This window comes from Lentzea roselyniae, assembly GCF_039537795.1.
Lineage (GTDB): Bacteria > Actinomycetota > Actinomycetes > Mycobacteriales > Pseudonocardiaceae > Lentzea > Lentzea atacamensis.
The window spans coordinates 57,811-83,641 of record NZ_BAABBE010000033.1 but is presented as its reverse complement, the minus strand read 5'-3'; the positions used below and the strand labels follow the sequence as shown (position 1 = coordinate 83,641).

Here is a 25,831-nt window from a genome sequence, read left to right as displayed (position 1 = left end):
GCGCACCCGATTCGACGATTCGGGGCGGAAAACGCTTTCCACGTTATGCCACAACACATTTGCACCTTGCGTCACGTGCCGAGACGGGTCATCGTTGCCGCCGTGGATCTGCGACGAAGCGTTCTGCTCCCGCTGGTGGTCACGGCCGTCCTCGCCGGGCAGCTGCCCGCGTCCGCGCGTTCCTCGCCCGGCGAACACCTCGATCGCGGCCTCGTCGCGGCGACCACGTCCAGTGGCGTGCACCTGAGCTGGCGCCTGCTCGGGCGGGAGGCCACCGGCGCCACCGCGACCGGGCTCGCCGGGCCTGACTTCGCGGTGTACCGCAACGGCAAGCGCATCGCCACCGTGACCGACAGCACGACCTTCGTCGACCCGGAAGCGATGCCGGGTGCGCGGTACCAGGTCGCTCCCCTGCGTCGCGGCATCGCGCTGGGGCGCAGCAAACCGGTGACCGCGTGGACGGCGTCTCATCACGACCTGCCGCTGCGCAAGCCCGCCGACGGCGTGACGCCCGCGGGCGAGCGCTACACCTACTCCGCCAACGACGTCAGCGTCGGCGACGTGGACGGCGACGGGCGGTACGAGTACGTCGTCAAGTGGGATCCGAGCAACTCCAAGGACGTCTCACAGGTCGGCTACACCGGACCGGTGTACCTCGACACGTACCGTCTCGACGGCACGCTGCTGCACCGGATCGACCTCGGCGTGAACATCCGGGCGGGCGCGCACTACACCCAGTTCCTCGTCTACGACTTCGACGGCGACGGCCGCGCGGAGCTGATGACGAAGACCGCGCCCGGCACCCGTGACGGCCGCGAGCGGTTCATCACGATGCCGCGCGAGGACGTCCGGGCCGGCTACTCGCACAGCGACGACTACCGGCTCAGCCCCGACGGGTACCGCAAGCACGTCATCGGCATGTTCCGCGGCTGGCACGCGCACCGGGAGGTGGTCGCCGGCCGCTGGCCCGCGACGCTGGAACAGGCGTTCGGCATCGAGAAGCGGTACACCTACCCGTTGTCCGAACCGGACGCCGCCGCGCTGGCCGACCACTTCATCGACGTGTACGCGCCTTCCCGCAGTGCCAACAACAAGCTGCGCCAGTTCGCCGGGTTCATCGTCGACGGCCCGGAGTATCTGACCGTGTTCGACGGCCGCACCGGCCGGGAGCTGCAGACGGTCCGCTACGAGCCGGGCCGTGGCGACGACGGTCTCCTGTGGGGCGACTACGCGATGCCGCGCATCGAGCCGGGCAACCGCGTCGACCGGTTCCTGTCCGGAGTGGCCTATCTGGACGGCAAACGGCCTTCCGCGATCTTCGCCCGCGGCTACTACACCCGGTCCACCGTCGCGACCTACGACTGGGACGGCAGGCGTCTGAAGAAGCGCTGGCTCGTCGACAGCGGCCACGTCCCGATGACCAACCCCTTCCTCGACACCCCGCACGACCGCGACGGCTCGAACCCGAGCCACGCGAAGATGACCACTCAGGGCGCGCACTCGCTGAGCGTCGCGGACGTGGACGGCGATGGCAGGCAGGAGATCGTCTACGGCGGCGCGACGCTGGACGACGACGGATCGCTTCTCTACAGCTCCACCGGCGTGCTGCCACCGGGCAGCGTCCGCCCGGGAGACACGGCTCGGGTCGGTCACGGTGACGCCCTGCATGTCACCGACATCGACCCGAGCCGCCCCGGCCTCGAGATCTACATGGTGCACGAGGGAGGGCGGTACGCCCCGTACGGCTACGCGATGCGCGACGCCCGGACCGGAAAGACGATCTACGGCGCGTACTCCGGCAGGGACACCGGCCGCGGCATGATCGGCGACGTCCGGCCCGACGTGCCCGGCATCGAGACGTGGGCCTCCATGCCGAACGGTTCCGAGTCCGCGGGAATCTGGAGCGCGGACGGCCGGCGGCTCGAGGACCGTTCTCCCGGCACGAACATGAGCATCCGCTGGGCCGGCGACCTGACGACCCAGATCGTCAACGGCGCCCAGGACGTGACGCCGACGATCGACGACTGGCGGCGCGGCACCCTGCTCACCGCCACCGGAACCCGCACCAACAACGGCACCAAGGGAAATCCGTCGCTCGTCGCCGACGTGTTCGGCGACTGGCGAGAAGAGCTCGTCGTGCGCACGCAGGACAGCACGGCGTTGCGGTTCTACATCAGCACGGAACCGACGAACCACAAGATGTACACGCTCATGCACGACCGCCAGTACCGCGTCGAGGTCGCCCGCCAGCAGACCACTTACAACCAGCCGTCCTACCCGAGCTTCTACCTCGCGTCGGACGTCGACTGGTCGCGCGTTCCCCTGCCCTCGCACCGATTGGCCGGAAAATGATCAAGAAGCTTCTCGTCACGGCGGTGGTGCTCGCGAGCACCGTCGCCGTGGCCCCGGCGGCCTCCGCCGCCGTCACGAGCACACCCACCGACCCGAACGTCAGGTACTTCGGCCGCTGGAACACGAGCTCGTCGAGCGCCTACGTCTCCGAGTGGGCCGGCGCCTACCTCGTCGTCGGCTTCACCGGACGCACGGTGAAGCTCAAGCAGCGCCGCGCGATCGATTTCTTCGTGAGCATCGACGGCGGCCCTGACGTGTCGTACAAGAACGTGAGCGGCACGGTGAACCTCACCCCGACGCCGCTGGCCGCGGGCAACCACACCCTCCGCGTCTCCTACCGCCCGATCGCGGGTTCGTACAAGGGCGACGCGGTGTACCAGGGCATCGAGATCGACACCGGCGCACGGACCTTCGCACCCACCGTGCCGTCGAAGATCATCGAGTTCGTCGGTGACTCGATCACCGTCGGCCAGCAGTCCTCGAAGCAGGCTCTGACCGCGTACGGCTGGCTGACCGGCGAGAAGCTGAAGACGGGCCACACCCAGATCGCGGTGGGCGGCGCGTGCCTGCACCCGGCTGCCGACGGCTGCCTGAGCATGCGGGAAGGGTTCGTGCGCACCGGCCTCGCGCTGAACGCCCCCGCGTGGAACTTCGGCCGGTACCGCGCGAACGCCGTCGTGATCAACCTCGGCACCAACGACGTCGGGCACAGCGTCACCAAGAAGCAGTTCCGCTCCTCCTACGTCACGCTGCTGCGACGCGCGCGGGAGAAGTACCCGACCGCGGCGATCTTCGCCATGGGCACGTTCCGCAAGCGGTACCTGCCCGAGACCCAGGCCGCCGTGAAAGCGCTCAACGACGGCGGCGACCACAACGTGCACTTCGTCAACACCGAGGGCTGGATCAACGAGGCCACCGACACGACCGACAACGTCCACCCCAACGACCAGGGACACCGCAAGATCGCCGACCGCCTGGCACCGATCGTCGCAGCCAAGATCTAGTGGCGTGGCCCGGAACGCCGGCTGGGTGATTCACTGGGCAGGGCGCCTCGCACCCGCCTGACCGTGAATCCGCCCGGCACCGTTCCGGGCCACACCTGTAGGAGCCCGCGTGCCCGTCGTCGACATGCCTGAGGAAGACCTGCTCCGGCACCGCGTCACCACCCCGGAGCCGGCCGACCTCGACGAGTGGTGGGCCACCCGGCTCGCCGAGACGACGGCCGCGGCCACCCCCGTCGTGCTCACGCCGCACGAGCCGGAGCTGTACCGGCCGTTGTCGGTGTACGACGTGGAGTTCTCCGGCGCGCACGGCCACCTCGTCCGCGGCTGGTACCTGCGCCCGCCCGGCGACGGCCCGCTGCCGGTGGTCGTGACGTACATCGGCTACGGCGGCGGGCGCGGCCTGCCCGCGCAGCACACGCTGCTGCCGACTCTGGGCTTCGCGACGTTCGTGATGGACAGCCGCGGGCAGGGCGGCCGGTGGTCGGTCGGCGCCACGGCCGACGCGGGCGCGGGCACGGGTCCCGAGCACCCCGGCGTGATGACCAGGGGCATCGCGAGCCCGGACGACTACTACTTCACCCGGCTCTACCTCGACGCGGCGCGAGCGGTGGACGTCGCGGCGGAACTGCCCGGCGCCGACCCCGGCCGCATCGCCGTCACCGGTGGCAGCCAGGGCGGGGCGCTCGCCCTGGCCGCCGCGGCGTTGCGCCGCGACCGGGTGCGGGTGTGCCACTCGGACGTGCCGTTCCTGTGCGACCTGCACCGCGCGGTGCGGATCGGCACCACCACGCCGTACACCGAGATCAGCGACTTCCTCGCGCAGCACGACGCGCTCGTGCCGGCCGCGCTCGAGACGCTGCGGTACGTGGACTGCGCGCTGCTGGCCCGCCGGATCAGCGCTCACACCCTCTTCAGCGTCGGGCTGATGGACGAGACGTGCCCGCCGTCCACCGTGTACGCGGCGTACCACGAGGTCCGCGCACCCAAGGAGATCACGGTGTCGCCGTTCGGCAAGCACACCACGCCCACCAGCCACGTCGAGACGCAACTGCGCCACCTGAGGGAGAACCTCTAGAACGTCACCGGCTTGCCGCCGAGGGTCACCCGCAGCTTGCCGTCCGAGGCGAACGACCAGCCGAGGGCACCCGTGTAGCCAGCACACCGCGAGCCGTTGGCGCCCGTCCAGAACTGGTTCGAGCTGTCCGCGTTGCCGACGGTCTTGTCGTTGCTGCCCTTGCTGCTGCGACAGGACGTGTTGCCGCGGAACACCGAACTGCCCGCGTCGAACGAGAAGTTGCGCTCGTCGTTGTCGATGCTGAGGTTGCTCGACACCGCCATCGCGCCGGGGTTGCGGTTGTAGGTGAAGCCGTGCTTGCCGTTGTCGAACGCGATCGTGCGGCGGATCGTGTGGTTCACGGCGATGTCCTCGCCGCCCAGCTTGAAGCCGTTGCGGTCGCCGTTGCCGGCCTGGCCGCCGTTGCTGAGCGTGCCGTTCTTGTACGCCAGCGAGTCCTCGATGGTCACCGTGCCGATCGCGCCCGTGTCGGACTTGGTGTAGAGGTCCCAGCCGTCGTCGATGTTGTTGTGCGCCACGGCGTACCGGAAGACGTTGCCGGAACCGACGGTCAGCTTCGCGGCGAACCCGTCGGCGTCCTCGCCGTCGGAGTCGCGGTTGTCGTGCGACTCCGCGCTCAGCACCAGGTTGTTGGCCGGCCACTGGCTCTTCGGCGTGCTGGACGCCATGCGCGAGAGCTGCAGGCCCGTGTCGCGGTTGAAGCGGGTGATGGTGCGTTCGAAGATGTTGTTGCTGCCGCCGACGAAGATGCCGTTGTCGCCGGCGCGTTCGACGGTGATGCCGTGGACGTGCCAGTACGACCCGTTCACCGCGAGGCCCCGGTTGGCCGGGTCCTCGGGCTGCGCCGAGAAGTTCAGCACCGGCTTCTCGGACTGGTAGGCCGTCAGCTTCTTGCGGGCGCTCGCCGTGCCGTTGTTGGTCGGCGGAATGGTCACCGTCTGGGCGAGGCTGTACGTGCCGCCGCGCAGGTGGATCGTGCCGCCAGCCGCGATCCGGGAGATCGCCGCAGTCAGCGTGGTCGGGTCCGAGATCGTGCCGGCCGCGCCGTCACGGCCGGACGGCGACACGTGCAGGACGCTGTCGGCGGCGGACGCGGGTAACGGCAACGCCAGGACCACGGCCAAGGCCACGCCGACGGACTTCGTTTTCATCACGGTTCTCCCCAGGTGCGAAAGGGCAATTCTGGGAGCGCTCTCAAGCAAGCTAACGCACCCACTTTCCGAACCGCAATGAAGCGCCAAGAGATTCACAACGGTGAAAAGCGTGCAATTCACGGACATAAATTCGCCGACCATTGTGAACGCACACCGAGTCCGCGAACGGTGAACCCGTCCGCGGACTCGGTGTTCAGTTGTCCCGCGAAGGAATCAGGGAGTCGCGAAGCTCGTGTGCGGCGGCTGGTTGTAGGCGGTGTTCTGCCAGGCCACGGCCTCCCGGTACTGCCGGTCCTCCATCAGCGACGACCGCCGGATCGACGTCGGCTCGGTGGTCGAGTAGATGCGCAGCGCCCTGCTGTCGGAGGTGCGCCAGATGACCTCCTCGCGCCAGTCGCCGAGGATGTCCGCCTGCAACGCCGGCGTGGACTTGGTGCCGTTGTTGGAGGCCACGCCCGATCCGGTGAGCAGTCGCGTGTCACCGTTGGGGCCGTACTTGTCGATCGTGGTGCCGTTCAGCAGCTCGCGCTGCGCGTCACCGTCCCACCAGATCACGAAGTTGATCGAACCCGGCTTGCGCGCCGCGACCTGGCCGCCCGTGGTGGCGCTGCGCAGCCCGCCGACCGACGCGGACCACGCCTCGGCACCGGGGTTGCCCGCCCAGATGTCCGCGGCGACCGCACGGCCGTTGTCACAGCCGCACGACGGCGCGCTCCACAGGATCTGGCCGGTCCGCGCGTCGCCCATCCAGTGCGTGACCTCGTTCGTCCACTCCGACGGCTTGAAGACCTCCAGGCCGGGACGGGACGGGATGAAGTCGCCGACGTGGAGCGCGTCGCCGTGGTGGGTGTTGTTCTGCCACAGACCGCGGCCGTTGTCGTCGATCGCCATCGAGCCGTAGATGATCTCGTCGCGGCCGTCGCCGTCCACGTCGGCCACGGACAGCTGGTGGTTGCCCTTGCCCTCCCAGGCCGAGCGGTTGGACTGCGCGTTCGAGTCGAACGTCCACCGGTGGGTGAGCTGCCCGTTGCGGAAGTCCCACGCCGCGATCACGGCACGGGTGTAGTAGCCGCGCGCCATGATGATGCTCGGCCGCGCACCGTCCACATAGGCCGTTCCCGCGAGGAACCGGTCGACCCGGTTGCCGTAGCTGTCACCCCACGACGAGACGTTTCCGCGTGGTGGCACGTAGTTCTCGGTGTCGAGCACCGCGCCGTCCGTGCCGCGGAACACCGAGAGGAACTCCGGCCCGGTCAGGATGTAGCCGTCGGCGTTGCGGTGGTCGGCGTTCGCGTTGCCGATCACCTGCCCGGTGCCGGACCGGGTGCCGTCCGCGGTCTTCACGGCGATCTCGGCCTTGCCGTCACCGTCGTAGTCGAAGACCTGGAACTGCGTGTAGTGGGCGCCCGCGCGGATGTTGCGGCCGAGGTCGATGCGCCACAGCCGGGTGCCGTTGAGCTTGTACGCGTCCAGGTACACGTTGCCCGTGCGGCCCTTCTGCGCGTTGTCCTTGGCGTCGGCGGGATCCCACTTGAGGACGATCTCCCACTCGCCGTCGCCGTCCAGGTCGCCGACCGACGCGTCGTTCGCCACGTAGCCGGAGCCCGGGATCTGCAGGGGAACGTCCCGGCTCGTCGCCAGCGTGCCGACAGATCGCGTGGCCGCCGATTCCACGCCTCCGCTCACCTGACGCACCGAGTAGGACGCGTTCGCGGGCGCACCCGCGTCGAGATAGCTCGTCGCCGTCGTCACCGGCGCGCGGTTGACCTTCACGCCGTCGCGGTAGACGTTGAACGCCACATCAGCGGCGTCGGAGCCGCGCAGCCGCCACGACACGAAGTTGCCGTTGCCGTGGACCGACCGGATGCTGACGAGCCCGCGATCGGAGGAGATCGCCGGTTCACCTGCGAGCGCGGGCACGCCGCTCGCGACGAGAACCGCCGCCAGCAGTGCCGACATCGTTGTCAGCCTCATCGTGTTCTCACCCGCCCGAAACCGAGTAGCTGTTGGTCCTGAAGGTCTTGCCACCGCTCGACGACGTGATCTCGTAGCCGAACTGGACCTCGCCGACCGTGACGTCACCCCACCAGCCACGCGCGCGGATCCAGTTCATGACGGCCTTGAGGTCGACCGTGCCGGACGAGGTGTTGGACGTGCGCAGCAACGAGAACACCGCGTTGTGGCCGTTGGAGCCGCGGTACACGTCCCAGGTGTGGCCGCCGACGGTGAACGTGCCCTGCCGCGATCCGATGGCACCGACCGGGCCTGTCCTGTTCATCCACACCATGACCTCGTAGGCGTTGTTGTTCGCCCAGATGTCATAGGTGGTGGCGTAAGCACCGGAACCCGGCACGCTCACGTTGAAGCTGCTCCTGAGCGAACCGATCGCACTGAGCCGCTTGTTCAACGCTTTTCCGGCGTGCGGGTACGACTTCACCCCACCGGTGTTCGGGTGATTGGCGAAGACATTCCACTTGCTGTAGGAATCCGCCGAGATCGTCTGCGAACCGTGGCCACTGCCCCAGATGTTGTTGCGCACGATGTAGCCACCGTTGTTCCAGGTGCCCCACCGGTCCGAGGACGACCAGACCGCCGCCGCCGCGGTCGGGGCGCCCAGTGAGAACGCGAGAGTCGCGGCGAGCGCTGTCACCAGCGCCCGCGTCAACGTGTTCATGAAACCTTCCTTCCCGGGGAAATTGAAACTTTTCACCCGGAGGAAACATTAGCGTCGAATAAATCGAATGCGCTGCATCTGATTTTTCGACCCCGCATTCGACGGCGGTACACGGGCGTGACGCGCCCACCGCTAAGGTTGCGTGTACAAGCACTCGCGCGGGAGGCCGGTTGATCACCATCAAGGACGTCGCCAGGCACGCCGGCGTGTCCGTCAGCACGGTGTCCTACGTGCTCAGCGGCAAGAGACGGATCTCCAGCGAGACGTCGCAGCGGGTGCGCAGCAGCATCCTCGAGCTGGGCTTCCACCCCAACGCCGGAGCCAGGGCACTCGCGAGCAGCCGCACGAACGTCCTCGCGCTCGTCGTTCCACTGCGGACGGACCTCAACCTCCCGGTGATCATGCAGTTCGTGTCGGCGATCGTCACCACGGCCCGTGAGCACGACTACGACGTGTTGTTGCTGACCAAGGAGTCCGGCTCCGACGAGGTGCACCGGGTGGTCGCGTCCGCGCGGGCCGACGCGGTGATCGTGATGGACGTCGAGGCACGCGACCCCCGCATCCCCGCGCTGCGCGAGCTGGACGCCCCGGTGGTGCTGGTCGGTGTTCCCGCCGATCCCGCCGGGTTCGGCTGCGTCGACCTCGACTTCGCCACGAGCGGCGCGCGGGCCGTGTCGCACCTGGCCGATCTCGGGCACCGCTCGATCGGGCTCGTCGGCTCCCCACCGGCGGTCTACGAACGCAAAACCGGCTATGCGACGCGGTTCCTGACCGGAGTCACCGAGCGCGCACGGCAGCGCGGCGTGGCCGTTCACGTACATCCGTGCGCGCCCTCGTACACCGCGCTCAACGCGTGCCTGGACGATCTGCTGCTGCCCGAGCGCGGCGTCACGGCCCTGGTCGTGCACAACGAGGCCGTGCTCACGGACGTGGCGCTGGAGCTGCGGCGCCGAGACAAGCGGGTGCCGGAGGACATCTCGGTGATCGCGCTGTGCCCGGACGCCATCGCCGCCATCCAGCCGGTGCCGCTCACGTCGATCGCGATCCCGGCCGACGACGTGGGCAAGATCGCGGTGGAGATGCTGATGCGCGGCCTGGCGGGCGAGCAGCCGGCCGAAGTCCGGCTGCTCGGCCCTCACCTGACCGATCGGGGCAGCACGATCACGGCACCGCGCACGGCCGGTCGTTCAGCGTGAACGACACCGGTTTCGCGTTGGTGCCCGTCCAGCTCCCGGTGAACCCGAAGCCGGTGGTGGCGTTCGGTTTGATCTCCCTGTTGTAGCCCTGGTCCGCCACGGACACCGCGGCACCGGTCTGGGTGACCTTGCCGTTCCACAGCTGGTTGATCACCTGGCCGTTGGCGAACGACCACTTGAGCGTCCATCCGCTGACGGCCGCGGAGCCGGTGTTGGTGATCACGACGGCGGCCTGGAAGCCACCAGGCCACTGGTTCTCCACGGTGTACTTCACCGCGCAGCCGGTGCCCGGTGGCGGGCCCGTGGTCGTCGTCGTGGTGGTCGTCGTGGTCGTGGTCGTTGTGGTGGTCGTTGTGGTGGGCGGGGTTCCGGTCATCTCGCCGAGCACGACACCGCGCCCGTTGGTGCCGAGGTAGACGCGGCCGTACACCCGCGGGTCGCCCGTGATGGCGTCCCCGATGTTGCCGTACTGGTGGCGGTCGTCGTTGATCCGCACCCAGCTCGCGCCCGTGTCGTCGGACCGGAAGACGCCTTTGACCCCACCGGTTTCGCCGATCAGGTACAGCGCGGGGTAGGTCCGCCCGGAGGCCGCCTTGCCGAAGCCGATGTTGAGCGAGCCCGCCACGCCGGGCACCTTCGCGAACGTCGCGCCGGAGTCCGTCGAGCGCCACAGCCCGCCCGTGCCCGTGAGCCAGACGTCGCCTTCGCGGCCCGCCACCGCCTTGAACCGCGCGGACTCCGGCAGCCCGGTCGCGGCCGTCGCGGTGAACGAGGCGCCGCCGTTGGTGCTCACGTAGAACTTCCCGGCGGCGAACCCGTAGAACTTCATCGGGTTCACCCGGTCCGATTCGACGACCGCGCCCGCCGGGATGCCGGTCGACGCCGACCACGAGTTGCCGAAGCCGGTCGCGTGGTGCACGCCGGTTCCGGCGGGGCTCCAGACGAACCTGCTGCCGTCGGCCGCCGCCGCCACGGTGCCGCCGCCGGTGACACCACCCGGTTCCTGGCCCTGGAACCAGTTCGCGCCCCCATCGGTGGAGAACGCCACCCTGTTGTCGTTGGGCCTGCTGGTCTTGTCGAAGTCACCGGCGCGCACCATCGTCGCGGGGGTGAGCTCGGCGAAGTCCAGGCTGCGGGTGGAGGTGAAGTAGGGCTGGGTGAACATCCTGGCCGGCACCGCGTCCAGCCGGTCGTGCCGGAACCCTCCGATGTCGCCCAGGGCGCTGACCAGCGGCGGCCCGGACGGCGGGCTGATGAGGTCGAGCACCGCGGTCTCCTCCAGCCCGGCGGCCACCGGCCGGATCGTGAACTGGGTGCCGCGGTCCCACGCGGTGAGGTCGGTGGTGCCGTAGATCGTGGCGCCGGTGCCGTACATCATCCGGTCGGAGTTGAACGGGTCGATCTCCATCGACTCGGTCATCCAGCCGAGCTTCGGTGACGTCTCCGGCGGGGCGGGGTTCGCGCCGAGGTCGAGCCACGGCGAGGCGCTGATGTCCATCTTGTAGCGGAAGCTGCGGTTGGGATAGCTCGTCCAGTCCCAGACTCGCGTCCAGGTGGCGCCGTAGTCGGTGCTGCGGAAGAACACCACGTCCGGCCACCACATGATCTGCGTGGCGACCATGAGCGTGCCGGGCTTCTTGCGGTCGACGGTCAGGCCGCTGTAGCCGAACGTGTTGTCGGCGCTGCTCGACGGCACGGGACTGATCTGCGTCCACGCGCCGGTCGCGGTGTTGAGCTTCCAGACGTCACCCTTGGCGCCGTCGTAGGGACCGCCGGTGTCGCTCGTCGCGAGGTAGAGCGTGTCGCCCTGGAGAACTCCCTTGTGCGGCAGGAAACCCGTCGGCTGCCCGGCGACGCGTTCCCACGTCGTACCGCCGTTCGTGCTGCGGTAGACGTTGTTCTGCTTGTCGGCCACGCCCACGTAGATGGTCTGCGTCGCCGAGCCTGCGGATCCGGTGCGCGGGTCGAACGTCACCCACAGCACGCCCTGGTTGTCGTTGAGATAGCCGTTGGGGTCGCTGGGATCCTGGACGTAGTTGCCGGGGTTCGGGAACGCCGTGACCTTGCCCCACGTGGCACCGAAGTCCGTGCTGCGCCACAGGCCGTTGCCGCTCGGGGCGGCGAAGTACAGCACGCTGTTGCGGTTCGGGTCGATCGCGAGCCGCTCCCCCATCCCGCGGCCCGGCATGTTGCCGCCGACCTTGAACGGAAGCGGCGTGGTCTGCCACGTGCTGCCGCGGTCGGAGGAACGCAGAATCGCGCCGTTGTTGGGATCCCAGCTGTTGGTGTACATGCCGGCGGCGACGTACACCCGGTTCGGGTCGACGGCGTCGGTCGCGAGGCTCGCGACGCCGTTGAGGCCCCAGTTGTCGAGGCCGACGTGGTCGAGCAGCGGAATCCACCTGCTGGTCTGCTGGTTCCACCGGTACGCGCCGCCGATGTCGGTGCGCGCGTAGATCAGGTTCGGTTCACTCTGGTTGAACACGATGCCGGGCACGAAGCCGCCGCCGGCTATCTCGACGTTCCCCCACGAATAGGTCTCCGCCGCGGCCGCGGAGTGACCCGCGCTCGTCGTGTGCGCCACCACGACGAGCGCGGCTGTCGTCACCGCTGCCAGTGCGCCTGCCAGGACTCTCCGCATCGAGAATTCCCTTCTCGGCTATTTTCGCGAAGTGTGCGGCGGCGCACTCCTCAGTTCAAAGCGCACTTTCGCCTTCGACTCGAATCGACCGGTCTCCCAGGTCGAATTCCGCGGAATTCACGGAGTCGGCGCCTTCGCCAGCACCTCGATCTCACCGAGGGTGAGGTATCCGGACGGTCGTGCGGTGAGGACCACCCGGACCGCGGTCGCCGGTGGTGACGGGTTCAGCGCGACGTCCGTCCGCACTCCGGTGACCTCGACCTCGCCGCTCGCGTCGGCCCATGTGCCGTCGGCCGTGCGCACCTGAACCTTGAGGCTCTTGGCGATACCGCCGTCACCGTCGCGATAGGAGTGCACGGCGACGCGGGTGAGATCACGTGCCTTCGGGAAGGTGAAGGTGATCGTGTCGGCCGGGTTCTTGGTGCCGGACCTCCAGTTCGACCACGCCTTCTCGTCGGTGACGCCGTTGCGCAGGCGTTCCGCGGAATAGCCGGACTCGGTGTAGGTCGCGGCGACCGCCACCGCCGGATCCGGTGCCGCGTTCACCTCGACGGGTTCGGTGACCTCCACGACCGCCGTCGCGGCGACCGTGCTGCCGTCGACGACCTGGGCGCGGCCGGTGACCGTCACGGTCCCGAGCTCGTCGAACACCGCCGGGTCCCATGTGACGGGGAGCTCGGCCCGGCCGCCTCGCCTGCCGATTCCCGTGACGGTGGCGGGAAGATCCGGCCGTCCGCCGACGTACGTCCTGGCGCGGGCGGGAAGCGTCGAGGCGATCGTGTCGACGGTGACCACGGCCAGCGCGGGCAGCTTGCGCCCGAGCGCGTCCGTCGCCGTGCCGCGCACCCGGACGGTGCCGGGCTGGTTCCACCGCGAGTCGGGCGGGAGGTCCCACACCACCGGCAGAGCGCCTCGCGCACCGTCGCGGTACACCGGCGTCACGGTGTGCGGCAGCACGGGCCGCAGCTCGGGAACCGTGAACACGGTGGCGTCCTGGGTCCGCAGCACCGTTTCGTCCGCCACGGTCCAGCGCTGGCTCGCGCCCGACGTCGGGGTCTTCGCCGACACGGTCTCGCCGGTCGAGTCGATCAACGCGCCGGTTGCCGCGTTGACGAACGTCCAGGTGCCGTCACCGGTCGTGGACATGATCCACTGCGCCGCGGTGCCGCCGGCCGACTGCAGCACGACGGCGTCACCCGCAGCGGCGAGCCGGGTGCCGGACACCGCGTTGACGAGCTCGTAGCGCTCGCGGTTCCCGTTGCCGTTGCCGAGCTTGCGCACCGACCACAGCTGCCGCGCGCTCGTGACGTCGGTCGTGCGGGCCACGGCCTGAGTCCAGTCGTCGGACGGCTGCAGCGACCTCCCGCCCATGGCCAGCCGGTACACGTGGTCCGGCTGGACCAGGGCGGCATCGCGGGCCACCCCGGACACGCCGTCCACGACGAACGTCGTGACCGACTTCCCCGGCACCGCGAGCGTCGCCGACCCGTCGATGATCCGAACGGGCTTGCCACGCACCAGAGCGCCGTCCGCGCTCGTCACCACCGGGGTCACGGTCCCCGAAGCGTCGCGGAACCGGGAGAGGTCGAGGGTGACCGCGCGGGCGGCCGTGCCGTTGTTCACGTGCACGACGTTGGCGCCCAGGCCGAACCGCTTCACGGCCGCGACGGTCGACGGGTCGTCGGTCTTGACGAACCTGTCGCCGGGCCGGACGAAGTGGGTGAAGTTGCGGATGGTGTGGAACTTGGAGTTCGTCCTGATCGGACAGGACTCCAGGGTGTCGGTCGCCTTGCAGTTGAACGGGATGTGCACGCTGCCCCAGTTCTTGCCTGCGGCCTGCTGCGGGATCGAGTCCTCGATCGGCTGCCAGAACACCCATGCCGACGGTTCGAGCTCGCGGATGTCCTCGAGCATCCTGGTCGCCATGCCCAGGCCCGGTTCCATGCCCGTGTAGTCGGTGGTGCCGTTGCCCCAGGTGCCCTCGACCTCGCTCATCCACAGCTTCTCGCCGGCGCCCTTGGCGATGTCGCGCGCGCTGGTGCGCTGGCCGGTGCCGTAGGTGTGCACGTTGAGCTGGTCGATCACCTCGCGGGCCGGGCCGTAACCGTTCCAGTTGCGCACGAACGTGCCGGGGTTGGTCTCGTCCATCGCGGACACCTTGACCGGCGACTTCAGCTTGTCGAGCGCGCGTCGCGTCGCGAGCAGAACCTCCTGCTGCAGCTCGGGTCCGGCGTGCGCGCCCTCCTGCCGGCCGCCGGTCGGCTGGCCGTCAGGACCGATCTGGGTGCCCCAGTAGTTCGTGTTGGGCTCGTTCAACGGAGCGAGGGTGTCGAACTTGATGCCGTGCGCGCGTTCCAGCTCCTGCGTCACACGGGCCAGGTACGTGGCGAAGTCGTCGACGCGGTCCCGGCGGATCTGGTCGGTGTTCGCGTCGAAGCCGCCGGAGACGTAGCCGCTGACCGTCTGGAACCACGGCGGCGAGTTGCTGAACGACTCCCACTTCGTGACCTTGCGCTTGATCTGGTCGACCCACCAGCGCTGGTTGGCGTCCGCGGCGAAGTTCCAGTGGTCGGGGTTGTCGGGCCGCCACCAGTCCATGTCCGCGCGCGTGGTGCCGGGAGGTGCTTTCCAGAAGCCCTCCATCGTCGCGCCGACCTTCATGTAGTCCTTGCGGACGTCCGGGGCGTTGCCGCCGCCGATGTTGTAGCGCGCGATGTTCAGGCGCAGGCCGTCCTGGCCGAACAGCAGGTCCACGAGCTTGCGGCGGATGGGCTCCGGGTAGCCGCCGGTGATGTTGGCGAACCACACGAGGCTCGTCCCCCAGCCCTCGAACTCCGGCTGCTGGTAGGACGGGTCGACCCGGACCGTCACCCCGTTCCGCGGCAACGGATCCGCCGCCGCCGTGCCCGTGGTGAGGCCGGCGAACACCAGGACGAGAACCAGCAGAAGTCTTGCCATGTCAGGCCCCCAGCCGGAAGTCGGCAACACGGATCGGAGACGGCGTCGTGCCGGTCGAGACCTGCTGGTACTGCACCGACAGGATCCCCTGCGACACCACGCGGGACGCGTCGACGTTGACCTCGCCGAACGCCTGCAGCGACGGCCGGTCGAACAACGTCGTCCAGTCGGTCCAGCCGCTGGCCTTGCTCGCCGCCACGATCTTGCCGCGCGGCATCACCAGGTAGGCGTTGTCACCGCGGTCGAACACGATCTTCGTGCGCTGGGTGTGGCCGGGAGGGACCGGGACCTCCCTCTTCGTCCACTTCCCGTCCGCGCCGCGAAAGACGTGGAACGTGCGGCCGTACTGGGCACGCTGCTGCGCGTAGTTCGACACGCACTGGGTGAACCTGCCGGGCACGTAGCTGATCACCACGTGCGGGCGGCCGTCGGCGTCCACCGCCTGGCTCTCCTGGTTCATCAGCCCGTGGTTCGGGTCGAGCGGGTCGACCACGAGACCCGGCGCGTTGACGGCCACCGGTGTGCCGCCCGTCGTGCCCACGACGGTTCCGGCGGCGTTGCGCCACGTCCGGCCGCGGTCGTCGCTGTAGACGTAGCCGGTGTCGTGGTTGGTGAGCCCGCCTGAGTTGCACAGCACCCCGGTGTTGCCCTCACGCCAGGTGAAAGCGGCGTGCAACCGTCCACTTCGGTCATACGTCAGGCCGTGCAGGTACATGTTGCGCGTGGTCGACACGACGCCGTTCGGGCCGGTGTAGGACCCCGTCGCGGACGACCAGCGGCCGAGCTTGCGCCACGTCCCGCCGGAGTACTCCGCCAACTCGTTGACGCCGTTGCCGGACCCGCCGGTGCGGTAGCTGAACTGCAGCCTGCCCTCGGGCGTCACCACGAACTGCGGGTACGTCATCGAGCCGAGCTCTACGCCGCCGAGCGTGCGCTGCACCTCGCCGAACGCGGCGGCGTTCCACTGCTGCGCGCCGATCGCGAGGCCGGGCTTGGACTTCAGGTAGAACAAGCGGGTGTTGTGCGTGTCCATCGCAACGTGGATCGTGTTGTCCTGCGGGGAAATCCCCAGCGAGATCACGTTGTGCGAGTCGTTCACGCTGAGCTGGTGCGGCAGGACCACGGACTCCCACCGCGTGCTGCCCACGTTCCGGCGCGCGACCACGACGTTGCGGCTCGCCGTGTACCAGGTGGCGTACTGCCGTCCCTGGTAGGTCACGATCGCGTCCTGCTGGAACGAGTTGTTGTTCACCACCCCGTCGTACGAGACGAAGTACAGCGCCGACGCGTCCAGCAGCGTGTCACCGACGAGACTGACCTTCGGTGACGCCGCCACCGCCGTGCCCGGTGCGCCCAGCGACGCCAGCAGCACCGCGGCCGCCAGCACGACCGGCGCCGTTCTGCGTTTCATCTTCCACGTCCTCTTCGTCGAGGGATCAGCGAACGTCCAGGCGGCCGTTGAACGCGATGATCGGCAGCGTGATGTCGAACAAAATCGAACGCAAGAGTCTGGTCGTTCGATAACAGCGCCCGTTGCTGTGAACGGCGTGGACCTCGCGGCCCCTTGTCGCACCTGACGCCGAACTGTTCACTTGTGTTCATTTCTGTCTGAACATGGAGGTTCAGCGTGCGGCGCGCGATTGTTCTTGCAACAGTCATGTTGGTTGCGGCGGGTTCGATGACACCGATCGCCGCCGCCGTCGTCGATCCCCCTCCTGACGTGCACACCTACCTCGAAGATCCGCGCAGGATCGCCGAGGGGCAGGAGCCGCACCACGCGTTCCTGGTGCCGCAGGCCGACGTGGCCTCGGCGGTGCGAGGGGACGAGCGCACGCCGTTCACGCAGTCGCTCGACGGCAAGTGGCGCATCGCCATGGCGGACAAGCCGGCCGACGTGCCCGCGCGCTTCTACGCCGAGGACTACGACACGTCCGGCTGGCGCACGGTGACCGTGCCGCACACCTGGCAGACCGACGGCCTGGACCACCCGATCTTCCGCAACATCGCGACCGAGGTGCAGCCGGACGACCCGCCCCGCATCCCCCGCGACGTCAACCCGACCGGCGCGTACGTCCGCGACTTCGACGTACCCGCCGACTGGACGAAGCGGGAGACGTTCCTGCGCTTCGAAGGCGTGACGTCGGGCTACTTCGTCTGGGTCAACGGCAAGTACATCGGCTACGACCAGGGCGGCTACACGCCCGCCGAGTTCGACATCTCCCCCGCGTTGCGACCGGGCCGCAACAAGGTCGCCGTCCAGGTGCACCGCTGGAGCGCCGGTTCCTACCTGGAGGACTACGACCAGTGGCGGTACTCGGGCATCTTCCGCTCGGTGTCGCTGTACTCGACGCCGGCCACGTTCATCCAGGACGTCACGCTCAAGACCGACCTCGACGCCACCTACACCGACGCGACGCTCACCGCGGACGTCGAGCTCGGCCAGAAACCCGGTGGCACCACCGGAACGCACCGCGTCACGGCCAGCCTGCGTGATGCCGAGGGCGCGGAAGTCGCTACGGCGAGCCAGGACACCGACGGCAGCACGGCACGGCTGACCATGCCCGTGCGCAACCCGGCCAAGTGGACCGACGAGACCCCGAACGTCTACACCGTGGTGCTGACGCTCACCGCACCGGACGGCAAGGTCACGCACATCACCAGCGACACCACCGGCTTCCGCAAGATCGAGATCCGCAACAGGACTTTGCTGGTCAACGGCAAGCGCGTGCTGTTCAAGGGCGTCAACCGCGCCGAGACCGACCCCGAGCACGGCCGGCACGTGCCGCGGAAGGCGCAGGAACGCGACGTGGCGCTGATGGAACAGCTCAACGTCAACGCCGTGCGCACCTCGCACTACCCGAGCGACCCGTACTTCTACGACCTGGCCGACAAGCACGGCCTCTGGATCGACGACGAGATCGACATCGAGACGCACAACCACGAGAACTGCTCGCGGTGGTGCCAGGCCAATCAGCCCGAGTGGCGCGACACGTTCATGGACCGCCTGATCGGCATGGTCGAGCGGGACAAGAACCACCCGAGCGTCTTCATGTGGGACACCGGCAACGAGGCAGGCCTCGGCGCGCACCACTACGAGATGGCCAGGTGGCTCAAGGCCAACGACCCGTCCCGCCCGATCTACCACCAGTCGAACAACCCCGACGGCGACGCTCCGTTCGCCGACGTGTGGGGACCGCGCTACCCGTCGCCGGAGCGGTTCGCCGAGCAGGCGAAGAGCACGACCAAGCCGCTGATCTTCGGTGAGTACGCGCACGCGATGGGCAACAGCCTCGGCAACTTCCGCGAGTTCTGGGACATCATCCGCGCCAACCCGCAGACCCAGGGCGGTTTCATCTGGGACTGGGCCGAGCAGAACATCAAGCAGAAGACCCGCATCGCGCCCGACACGTCCGGCAACAACATCACCGCCATGCTCGCCGGCGCGCCGAAGCTCGTCGACGGTCACCGCGGCAAGGCGTTGTCCTTGTCGGGACTGGACGACTGGGTCGAGGTCTACCGCGACCGCAAGCTCGACATCACCGGCACCGCGCTGACGCTCGACGCGTGGGTCAAGCCCGGCAAGTGGACCGGCCAGTTCCCGATCATCGCCAAGGGCGACCACCAGTGGACCCTCAAGATGAAGAACGAGACCACGCTCGAGTTCTTCATCCACAGCGGTACCTGGCGGGCTGTGCAGGCGAAGGTGCCGGCCGACTTCTACGGCAAGTGGCACCGCGTCAGCGGTACGTACGACGGCACCGCGCTGCGCCTGTACATCGACGGCGTCGAGGTGGGCAACCTGCCGTTCACCGGCACGATCGACTATTCGGCGGCAGATGTGAACATCGGCCGTGACTTCGAGATGTCGTGGAACGACCCGTCGACCGTGAGCTGGCTGTCCCGCGGCGACGTCGACGACGTGCGCATCTACGACCGGGCGCTGCCGGCCGCCGAGCTCGGCGTGTCCACCGCCCCGGCCGCCGGTGCCGTGCTGGCGCTGGACTTCGACAGCCTGCAGGAGCGCGGCACGCACTTCGCGTACGGGTCGACGCTGTCCGGTGTGGACGGCCTGATCAACACCGACCGCTCGCTGCAGCCCGAGACCCTGCAGATGGCGTGGGCGCACCAGCCGATCAGGTACGCCTACTCCGGTGGCGTGCTGTCCGTGACCAACGAACGCCAGTTCACCGGCACCGACGACCTCACCCTGCGCTGGCGGGTCACCGAAGGGTCCACGACGGTCAAGAGCGGCGAACAGCCGTTGCGGGTGAACGCCGCCTCGACCGCGCAGATCTCATTGCCGGTACCCGTCAACGACGCCGACCGCGAACGGTTCCTCACGGTCGAGGCGGTGACGTCCGGGCACGTCCTGGCGCACGACCAGTTCTCGCTGGGCGGCAGTCGCGTGCCGGGGCTGGACAGGACGCAGCCGGACTGGGGTGTCGTGTTCACCCAGGAGGACGCGAACAAGGTCACCGCTTCCGCCGCCGGCGCCACCTACACGGTCGACAAGAAGAGCGGTGCGCTGACGTCGATCAAGTCGTGGGGCCGCGAGCTGCTCACGAGCGGGCCGAAGCTCGACGCGTGGCGCGCACCGATCAGCAACGAGACCTACGCGTGGGGCCGCGCGGAGGGCGAGGACTGGCGCAAGGCGGGCCTCGACCGGCTGGAGACCACCGTGTCCGGCGTCCGGGTGGAGAAGGACGGCCACAAGGTCGTGCGGGTCCTCGTCGACAGCAAGGTGGCCGCACCCGGTGTAACCGGGGCGTGGTTCGACCAGACGATGGTCTACGCGGTGGACTCGTCGGGCGTGCTGCGGCTCGGCCACCGGGTGACGCCGCAGGGCTCCGTGCGGACGTTGCCGTACCTGCCGCGCATCGGTGTCCAGCTGTCCGTTCCGGACCGTTACTCCACGTTCTCCTGGTACGGCCGCAAGGCGGAGAGCTACGTCGACCGCAAGGACGGCACACCGATCGGGGTGCACACCAGCTCGGTGGCCGACCAGTACGTCGAGTACCACCGCCCGCAGGACCACGGCAACCACACCGACACCAGGTGGGCGTTGCTCACCGACGGCCGCACGTCCGGTCTGCTGGTGTCCGGTGCGCGCGAGGTCAGCGTGACGCAGTACGACGACATCGAGCGGGCCGCGTACCCGTTCATGTTGCAGCGCAACAAGGGCTACTTCACGCTGCACGCCGACCACGCCGTGACCGGTGTCGGTGACACGCCGAACCCGGTGCGGCAGCGCAGCCAGGTGCGCCCGGACAGCACCTACGAGTACACCATCACGATGCGGCCGCTGACGCCGCACGAGGCCTGGTCGGGCCGACCGGCGGGCGCCTGATCGGAGCACGGGACGGCCCCGGTCGTGCGCCGGGGCCATCCTCCGTTTCATGCCCTCGTCCGTCCGATGTAGACATTGCGCGCCCGGTAGACCGTGTCCGCGGTCGGGCCAGGACTGCCGGACGAGCCCTCCATCTGCAGGTTGATGATCACCCACAGTGGTTTGCCCACGAAGTTCTTGCCGGCGTGCTTGGCGATCCATTTGCCGTCGAGGTAGTAGTGGATGTCCACGTCGGTGTTGTTGACCTTGGTGACCCACGCCCGATACGTGTGCCACGCGCCTGGCGGCGATACGCTGATGACAGAGCTCGACACGTCGCTGGACGTCCGGAAGGTGTTGAACCTGTTCCGGTTGTCCCCCTTGAACTCCAGGATGTCGCTTTCGGGTGGCCAGCTGTTGACCCCGGTCAGCCAGAACGCGGGCCACGTGCCGCGGGCGGACGGGGCCTGGAACTCGCCCTTCACCTCCCAGTTGGGGAACTGAGTTGACGCGACGACGTGTTCCCTGGCGTGGATGGCGCCGGAGTGGTGGCGGATCGGCAGGTACGGGCTCGCGCTGCTGTTGCCCTCGTTCCACGAGATCCGTGTCGCCTTCAGCGTGAGCACGCCGCCGGACAGCGAGACGTGGTTGTGATCGCTGGCGCTCGCGTACGTCCTGGCCGTGCCGTTGTGGTCGGATCCCCACGGGTAGCGGTAGTTCCACTCCGACTGCAACGCGCCGTAGCCGCCGAAGGAGCCGGTGCCGATCACCTCCTCCCACGCCGCCGCGTGCGCGCCGGGCGTGAGCGCGGACAGGAGGACGAACACGAAAGTGCTTGCTGCGATTCTCATCTTTCCGCTGTCCAGTAGGAACTCGCTGCCCCACAACGCGTTCGACGATTCGACAGCCGGCTCGATTCGACATGAACGATGTGAGGGTGTGTCTCGTTCAAAACGGGTGACCGCGCTTCACTCCTGGAAGGGCACCCTGCAGTGAAAGCCGAGTTCCACGATTCCGCCCTGCGCGACCTGCCACTGCTGGACCGCGCGTTGTTCCAGTCGTTCGGCGCCGGGCCGATCCGGATTCCGCCGTTCCACCACATCCACCACGCGGTCGGGCAACAGGCCGCCCGACACCCCGACCTGACCGCCGTCGAACACCTCGGCGAGTCGATCACCTACGCCGAGCTCGACCGCAGAGCGGAGCTGCTCGCGGAGTTCCTCACCCGCGCGGGTGTGCGTCCCGGTGATCAGGTGGGACTGTTCCTCACCCGGTCGATCCCGATGGTCGTCGGCATTCTCGGTATCCTCAAAGCAGGCGCGGCCTATGTGCCGCAGGATGTCCGCATCGCACCCGCAGTCCACTTGCGACACATCGTCCGCACGGCGAGCATCAACTTCGTGCTCACCACGAGCGAGCACCGGTCCGCGCTGCCGGACAACCTCGCCACGGTCATCGCGATCGACGAGGTTCCCGACACCACCCGGTTCTGCCGCACGTTCACCGAGGACTCCGACATCGCGGCCGTCATCTTCACCTCCGGTACCACCGGACGTCCCAACGGTGTGCGGGTTTCGCACGCCAACCTGTGCAACGTGCTGCTGACCGCACCCGGATGCCTCGGCGTAGCACCGGGAACGAGGGTGTCGCAGCTGCTGAACATCGCCTTCGACATGGCGATGTGGGAGATCCTGGGCACGCTGGCGCACGGCGGCACGCTCGTCATCCGCGGCAGCGACATCGAGCGGACGGCGAGCACCGTGGACGTCGTCATCGCCACGCCCAGCGTGCTCGCGTCGCTGGATCCCGCCGTGTGCCGGCGGGTCCGGACGGTCGCGGTGGCCGGCGAGAGGTGCCCGCAGGCACTGGCCGACGCCTGGTCGCGGCACGCCGTCTTCCACAACTCGTGCGGGCCCACAGAGGTCACCATCGTCAACACGGTGCAGCGCTACGAGCCCGGTGGTCCGCTGACCATCGGCCGGCCGGTGCCGAACACGACCGTCTACGTGCTCGACGACGACCTGCGGCCGTGCCGCATCGGTGAGATCGGCGAGATGTGGTCGGGTGGGGAGTGCGTCACCGCGGGCTATCTGGGTGATCCCGAGCTGACCGCCGCACGGTATCTGCCCGACCCGTTTCTGGGTGGAGACCGCCTGATGTTCCGCACCCGGGACCTCGGGCGGTGGACGCACGACGGCCAGCTGGAGCACCACGGCCGCACCGACGACCAGGTCAAGGTTCGCGGGTTTCGGGTGGAACTGGACGCCGTGACGTCGGCGCTGGAAAGCGCGACCGACTGCAGCAGGGCCACGACACTGCTGCACAACGGCTCGCTCGTCGGGTTCATCAGCCCTGCCAGCGCGGCGCCGGAGGAGGCACGCAGAGCGGTGGAGGAACTGCTGCCCTACTACTGCGTGCCCACGTTGATCGTGCCGGTCGACACGCTGCCGACCACGGATCGCGGCAAGGTGGACCGCAGAGCACTTCTGTCGCGTTTGGACGGACAGAAGGAAACGGTGGCATGACCTCGGTTCACGAAGTCCAGCTACCGCCCGCCGACCGCTCCTGGCGCACGATCCTGCGCCGCAGACCCTTCACCCACCACAACCGGCTCGTGGCCGCCGTCGTGCTGGTCAACCTCTGCTTCACGGGTTGGTGGGACGACGCCGGCCGGGTGACCGCGCTGGTCGTCGCCAACCTCGCGGTGGCCGCCCTCATCCGCCAGCAGCTCGTGATCAACCTGCTGTTCTGGCTCGCCACCAGCGCGCCCAGGCACTGGCCTTTGCGGGTGCGCTGGACGCTCGGCAAGGTCTACCACTTCGGCGGGATCCACGTCGGTGCCGCGACCTGCGCGACGGCCTGGTTCCTCGTGCTCACCGCCATCACGACGATCCAGGGCGCACCGCCGTTCACCCTCGCGCTGACCTGGACGATCATGGCCGTCCTCGGCACGCTCTTCGTGCTCGCGCTGCCCGGCCTCCGCGCCAAGCACCACGACCTGTTCGAGCGCTCGCACCGGTTCGGCGGGTGGACGGTGCTCGTGCTGTTCGGCGTGCTGGCCGCGGTGTCGAACCCCGTCTTCCTCTGGCCCCTCGCCCTCGTGGTGGCCAGCGTGGCGTTGCCGTGGCTGCGGCTGCGGCGGGTTCCCGTGCACATCGTCAGCCCGTCACCGCACGTCGCGCTGGTCTCGTTCGACCACGGCGTCACGCCGTTCGCGGGCTCGTCGACGACGGTGAGCCGCAACCCGTTGCTGGAGTGGCACTCCTTCGCCAACGTCCCGGCGCCGGGCCGCAGCGGCTTCCGGCTCACGATCTCGCGCGCGGGCGACTGGACGGCGAAGTTCATCGCCGACCAGCCGAGCCACGTGTGGGTCAAGGGCATTCCGACGGCGGGCGTCGGCAACATCGACAAGTTGTTCACCAGGGTGGTGTGGGTGGCGACCGGCAGCGGCATCGGTCCCTGCCTGCCTCACCTGCTCGCCGGCGACACGCCGTCGGTCCTCGTGTGGTCGACCCGCAACCCGCGCCGCACCTACGGGGACGAGCTGGTCGAGGAGATCCTCGGCGTGCAGCCCGACGCCGTCGTCTGGGACACCGAGAGCCAGGGCAAGCCCGACCTCGTCGCGCTCGCGTACGACGCCTGCCGGCGCTCCGGCGCGGAAGCGGTCATCTGCATCTCCAACAAACCCACCACCTGGAAGGTTGTCGAAGAACTTGAGGCCAGGGGAATCCCTGCCTACGGCGCGATCTGGGACTCGTGAGGAGACCACAGTGGACTATCAGACACTTCTACTCGACGAGCATGACGGCGTCCTCACCGTGACGGTGCACCGACCACCGGCGCGCAACGCGCTGTCCCAGCGGACACTCACCGAACTGCGCCACCTCCTCACCCATCTCTCCGCCCCGCGCGCGGTCCTGCTCACCGGTTCGGAAGGGCCGGCGTTCATCGCGGGCGCGGACATCCGGGAGATGGCGACGATGACACCGGACGAGGGTGAGGCGTTCGGCGCCCTGGGCCAGGAGGTGACCACGCTCCTCGAGCAGCTCCCGGTCCCGGTGATCGCCTGCGTCGACGGCTACGCGCTCGGCGGCGGCTGCGAGATGGCCATGGCGTGCGACTTCGTCTACGCCACCCGCAAAGCCGTGTTCGGCCAGCCTGAGGTGCTGCTGGGCCTCATCCCCGGCTTCGGCGGCTGCGTCCGGCTGTTCCGCCGGGTCGGCGTGGCCAAGGCGCGCGAGCTGATCTACTCCGGCCGTCGCGTAGACGCGCTGGAAGCGCACCGCCTCGGGCTCGTGAACGAGGTGTTCGACAACCGCGAGGAGATGTTCGCCGCCGCACGGCTCGTGCTCGCCGACATCGCCGCGAACTCACCCGCAGCGGTGTCGGCCTGCAAGTCGGTGATCAACACCGTGGACGGCCTGGGCGTGCACGAGGGTCTGCGGGCAGAGCTCGAAGCGTTCCGCCAGGCCTTCACCACCGACGACATGCGCGAGGGGACTGCCGCGTTCCTCGCCAAGCGCAGTCCCGAGTTCCGGACGTAGGGGTGCGCCATCAACGATGACCACAGCACTCTGTTGCGCGCACTGCACGACGGCCACGCCGAGGCGCTCTGGCGGTACGCCCTCCGCCTCACCGGCGACGAGCAGCTCGCCGAGGACGTCGTCCAGGAGGCGCTGCTGCGGGCGTGGCGCAACCCCGGCATCCTCGAGCAGGGCACCGCGGCGTCGAAGGCGTGGATCTACGCCGTGGCGCGGAACTTCGCGATCGACGAGCGCCGCAGCGCCCGCGCCCGCTGGGAGGTCGGCTCCGCCCGGCTGCCGGACCGCCCGCGCGCGGACCACACCGACCGCACGCTGGACGCCTGGCTCATCGCGGACGCCCTGTCCCAGCTCAAACCCGAGCACAGGGTGGTCATCGTGCGGGCCTACTACCGGGGCGAGTCGGTCCCCGAGCTGGCCGAGGCGCTCGACGTGCCACCGGGAACGGTGAAGTCGCGGCTGCACTACGGCCTGCGCGCGCTGCGGCTCGCGTTGGAGGAGAACGGGGTGACGGGGCGGTGACGTGCCCGTTCCAGGAGTGGGACGTGGCCTACGTGCTCGGGTCGCTGTCCCCCGGCGACCGGCTGGCCTACGAACGCCACCTGAGCGCTTGCCCGCCGTGTGAACACGAGGTGTGCCTGCTGGCGGGCACGGCGGGTCTCCTGTCCCGCGTGCCCGCCGAGTGGGCGGTGGACTCGCTCACCACCGCGCCGCCGCTCCCGGTCACGGTTCTGCCGGGCCTCGCGCAGGCGGAACTGGCCGTGCGCCGGCGCCGTCTCGCCATCACGGTGGTGGCGATCCTCCTGGCGGCCACCGTCGGCGCGGTGCTCGCGCACTTCCTGTGTCCCTGAACGGGAGAAAGGGCCCGAGCCGCCGGCTCGGGCCCTTTCCCGGCTCCCTCTCCTGAAAA

17 protein-coding genes are annotated in these 25,831 nt (G+C 68.9%); 10 read left to right on the top strand and 7 right to left on the bottom strand.

Going from position 1 to position 25,831, the window contains the following annotated elements:
- The first annotated feature begins 102 nt into the window (after positions 1–102).
- From ABFX45_RS38355 to ABFX45_RS38345, 3 genes are all read left to right on the top strand, one after another.
- Positions 103–2,352, top strand: coding sequence for a rhamnogalacturonan lyase (locus ABFX45_RS38355; RefSeq protein WP_211337561.1), 2,250 nt, complete (start codon positions 103–105; stop codon positions 2,350–2,352).
- On the top strand, positions 2,349–3,356 hold the full coding sequence (locus ABFX45_RS38350; protein ID WP_346135616.1) for an SGNH/GDSL hydrolase family protein: 1,008 nt from the start codon (positions 2,349–2,351) through the stop codon (positions 3,354–3,356). Before ABFX45_RS38355 ends, ABFX45_RS38350 begins: the two co-directional genes overlap by 4 nt.
- Positions 3,357–3,465: 109 nt before the next feature.
- Positions 3,466–4,431, top strand: coding sequence for an acetylxylan esterase (locus ABFX45_RS38345; protein WP_346135614.1), 966 nt, complete (start codon positions 3,466–3,468; stop codon positions 4,429–4,431).
- On the opposite strand, the gene ABFX45_RS38340 is transcribed toward ABFX45_RS38345, so the two are convergent.
- From ABFX45_RS38340 to ABFX45_RS38330, 3 genes are all read right to left on the bottom strand, one after another.
- Positions 4,428–5,582, bottom strand: coding sequence for a right-handed parallel beta-helix repeat-containing protein (locus ABFX45_RS38340; protein ID WP_346135612.1), 1,155 nt, complete (start codon positions 5,580–5,582; stop codon positions 4,428–4,430). The genes ABFX45_RS38345 and ABFX45_RS38340 overlap by 4 nt on opposite strands.
- A gap of 216 nt (positions 5,583–5,798) precedes the next feature.
- Positions 5,799–7,544 (bottom strand): rhamnogalacturonan lyase, encoded by a 1,746-nt coding sequence (locus ABFX45_RS38335; protein WP_346135611.1) that lies wholly within the window; start codon positions 7,542–7,544, stop codon positions 5,799–5,801.
- Between the two features lie 22 nt (positions 7,545–7,566).
- Positions 7,567–8,259: a glycoside hydrolase family 12 protein gene (locus ABFX45_RS38330; protein ID WP_346135609.1), complete on the bottom strand. Its 693-nt coding sequence runs from the start codon at positions 8,257–8,259 to the stop codon at positions 7,567–7,569.
- 170 nt (positions 8,260–8,429) lie between these two features.
- On the opposite strand from ABFX45_RS38330, the gene ABFX45_RS38325 reads away from it, so the two are divergent.
- Positions 8,430–9,455 (top strand): LacI family DNA-binding transcriptional regulator, encoded by a 1,026-nt coding sequence (locus ABFX45_RS38325; RefSeq protein ID WP_346135607.1) that lies wholly within the window; start codon positions 8,430–8,432, stop codon positions 9,453–9,455.
- On the opposite strand, the gene ABFX45_RS38320 is transcribed toward ABFX45_RS38325, so the two are convergent.
- The 3 genes from ABFX45_RS38320 to ABFX45_RS38310 form a co-directional block, all read right to left on the bottom strand.
- Entirely contained in the window at positions 9,421–12,096 is a 2,676-nt protein-coding gene (locus ABFX45_RS38320) for a cellulose binding domain-containing protein (RefSeq protein WP_346135605.1), read from the bottom strand. The genes ABFX45_RS38325 and ABFX45_RS38320 overlap by 35 nt on opposite strands.
- 117 nt (positions 12,097–12,213) lie before the next feature.
- Entirely contained in the window at positions 12,214–15,054 is a 2,841-nt protein-coding gene (locus ABFX45_RS38315; RefSeq protein ID WP_346135603.1) for an Ig-like domain-containing protein, read from the bottom strand.
- Between the two features lies 1 nt (position 15,055).
- Entirely contained in the window at positions 15,056–16,465 is a 1,410-nt protein-coding gene (locus ABFX45_RS38310) for a BNR repeat-containing protein (RefSeq protein ID WP_109641299.1), read from the bottom strand.
- 267 nt (positions 16,466–16,732) lie between these two features.
- On the opposite strand from ABFX45_RS38310, the gene ABFX45_RS38305 reads away from it, so the two are divergent.
- Positions 16,733–20,401: a glycoside hydrolase family 2 TIM barrel-domain containing protein gene (locus tag ABFX45_RS38305; protein WP_346135601.1), complete on the top strand. Its 3,669-nt coding sequence runs from the start codon at positions 16,733–16,735 to the stop codon at positions 20,399–20,401.
- Between the two features lie 47 nt (positions 20,402–20,448).
- Here ABFX45_RS38305 and ABFX45_RS38300 read toward each other — a convergent pair whose 3' ends face one another.
- Positions 20,449–21,231 (bottom strand): glycoside hydrolase family 16 protein, encoded by a 783-nt coding sequence (locus ABFX45_RS38300; RefSeq protein WP_346135599.1) that lies wholly within the window; start codon positions 21,229–21,231, stop codon positions 20,449–20,451.
- 141 nt (positions 21,232–21,372) lie between these two features.
- Between ABFX45_RS38300 and ABFX45_RS38295 the strand changes: the two genes are divergently transcribed.
- The 5 genes from ABFX45_RS38295 to ABFX45_RS38275 are packed head-to-tail and all read left to right on the top strand — an operon-like array spanning position 21,373 to position 25,772.
- Positions 21,373–22,905: an amino acid adenylation domain-containing protein gene (locus tag ABFX45_RS38295; protein ID WP_346135597.1), complete on the top strand. Its 1,533-nt coding sequence runs from the start codon at positions 21,373–21,375 to the stop codon at positions 22,903–22,905.
- Positions 22,902–24,140 (top strand): ferredoxin reductase domain-containing protein, encoded by a 1,239-nt coding sequence (locus ABFX45_RS38290; RefSeq protein ID WP_109641303.1) that lies wholly within the window; start codon positions 22,902–22,904, stop codon positions 24,138–24,140. Before ABFX45_RS38295 ends, ABFX45_RS38290 begins: the two co-directional genes overlap by 4 nt.
- A 10-nt stretch (positions 24,141–24,150) precedes the next feature.
- On the top strand, positions 24,151–24,924 hold the full coding sequence (locus tag ABFX45_RS38285) for an enoyl-CoA hydratase/isomerase family protein (RefSeq protein WP_109641304.1): 774 nt from the start codon (positions 24,151–24,153) through the stop codon (positions 24,922–24,924).
- Positions 24,925–24,933: 9 nt separating this feature from the next.
- A complete protein-coding gene (locus tag ABFX45_RS38280; RefSeq protein WP_109641305.1) occupies positions 24,934–25,443 on the top strand; it encodes a sigma-70 family RNA polymerase sigma factor in 510 nt (169 codons plus the stop codon).
- Positions 25,440–25,772 carry an anti-sigma factor family protein gene (locus ABFX45_RS38275; RefSeq protein ID WP_109641306.1) on the top strand — a complete coding sequence of 111 codons (333 nt, stop codon included), beginning with the start codon at positions 25,440–25,442 and terminating at the stop codon, positions 25,770–25,772. Before ABFX45_RS38280 ends, ABFX45_RS38275 begins: the two co-directional genes overlap by 4 nt.
- Positions 25,773–25,831 lie beyond the last annotated feature (59 nt).

What these genes read in the sequence shown, in the direction of transcription:
- ABFX45_RS38335 (WP_346135611.1), bottom strand. Translation starts at nt 7,544, where the DNA reads ATGTCGGCACTGCTGGCGGCGGTTCTCGTCGCGAGCGGCGTGCCCGCG.
- ABFX45_RS38350 (WP_346135616.1), top strand. Translation starts at nt 2,349, where the DNA reads ATGATCAAGAAGCTTCTCGTCACGGCGGTGGTGCTCGCGAGCACCGTC.
- ABFX45_RS38320 (WP_346135605.1), bottom strand. Translation starts at nt 12,096, where the DNA reads ATGCGGAGAGTCCTGGCAGGCGCACTGGCAGCGGTGACGACAGCCGCG.
- ABFX45_RS38310 (WP_109641299.1), bottom strand. Translation starts at nt 16,465, where the DNA reads ATGAAACGCAGAACGGCGCCGGTCGTGCTGGCGGCCGCGGTGCTGCTG.
- ABFX45_RS38305 (WP_346135601.1), top strand. Translation starts at nt 16,733, where the DNA reads ATGACACCGATCGCCGCCGCCGTCGTCGATCCCCCTCCTGACGTGCAC.
- ABFX45_RS38330 (WP_346135609.1), bottom strand. Translation starts at nt 8,259, where the DNA reads ATGAACACGTTGACGCGGGCGCTGGTGACAGCGCTCGCCGCGACTCTC.
- ABFX45_RS38290 (WP_109641303.1), top strand. Translation starts at nt 22,902, where the DNA reads ATGACCTCGGTTCACGAAGTCCAGCTACCGCCCGCCGACCGCTCCTGG.
- ABFX45_RS38300 (WP_346135599.1), bottom strand. Translation starts at nt 21,231, where the DNA reads ATGAGAATCGCAGCAAGCACTTTCGTGTTCGTCCTCCTGTCCGCGCTC.
- ABFX45_RS38340 (WP_346135612.1), bottom strand. Translation starts at nt 5,582, where the DNA reads ATGAAAACGAAGTCCGTCGGCGTGGCCTTGGCCGTGGTCCTGGCGTTG.
- ABFX45_RS38315 (WP_346135603.1), bottom strand. Translation starts at nt 15,054, where the DNA reads ATGGCAAGACTTCTGCTGGTTCTCGTCCTGGTGTTCGCCGGCCTCACC.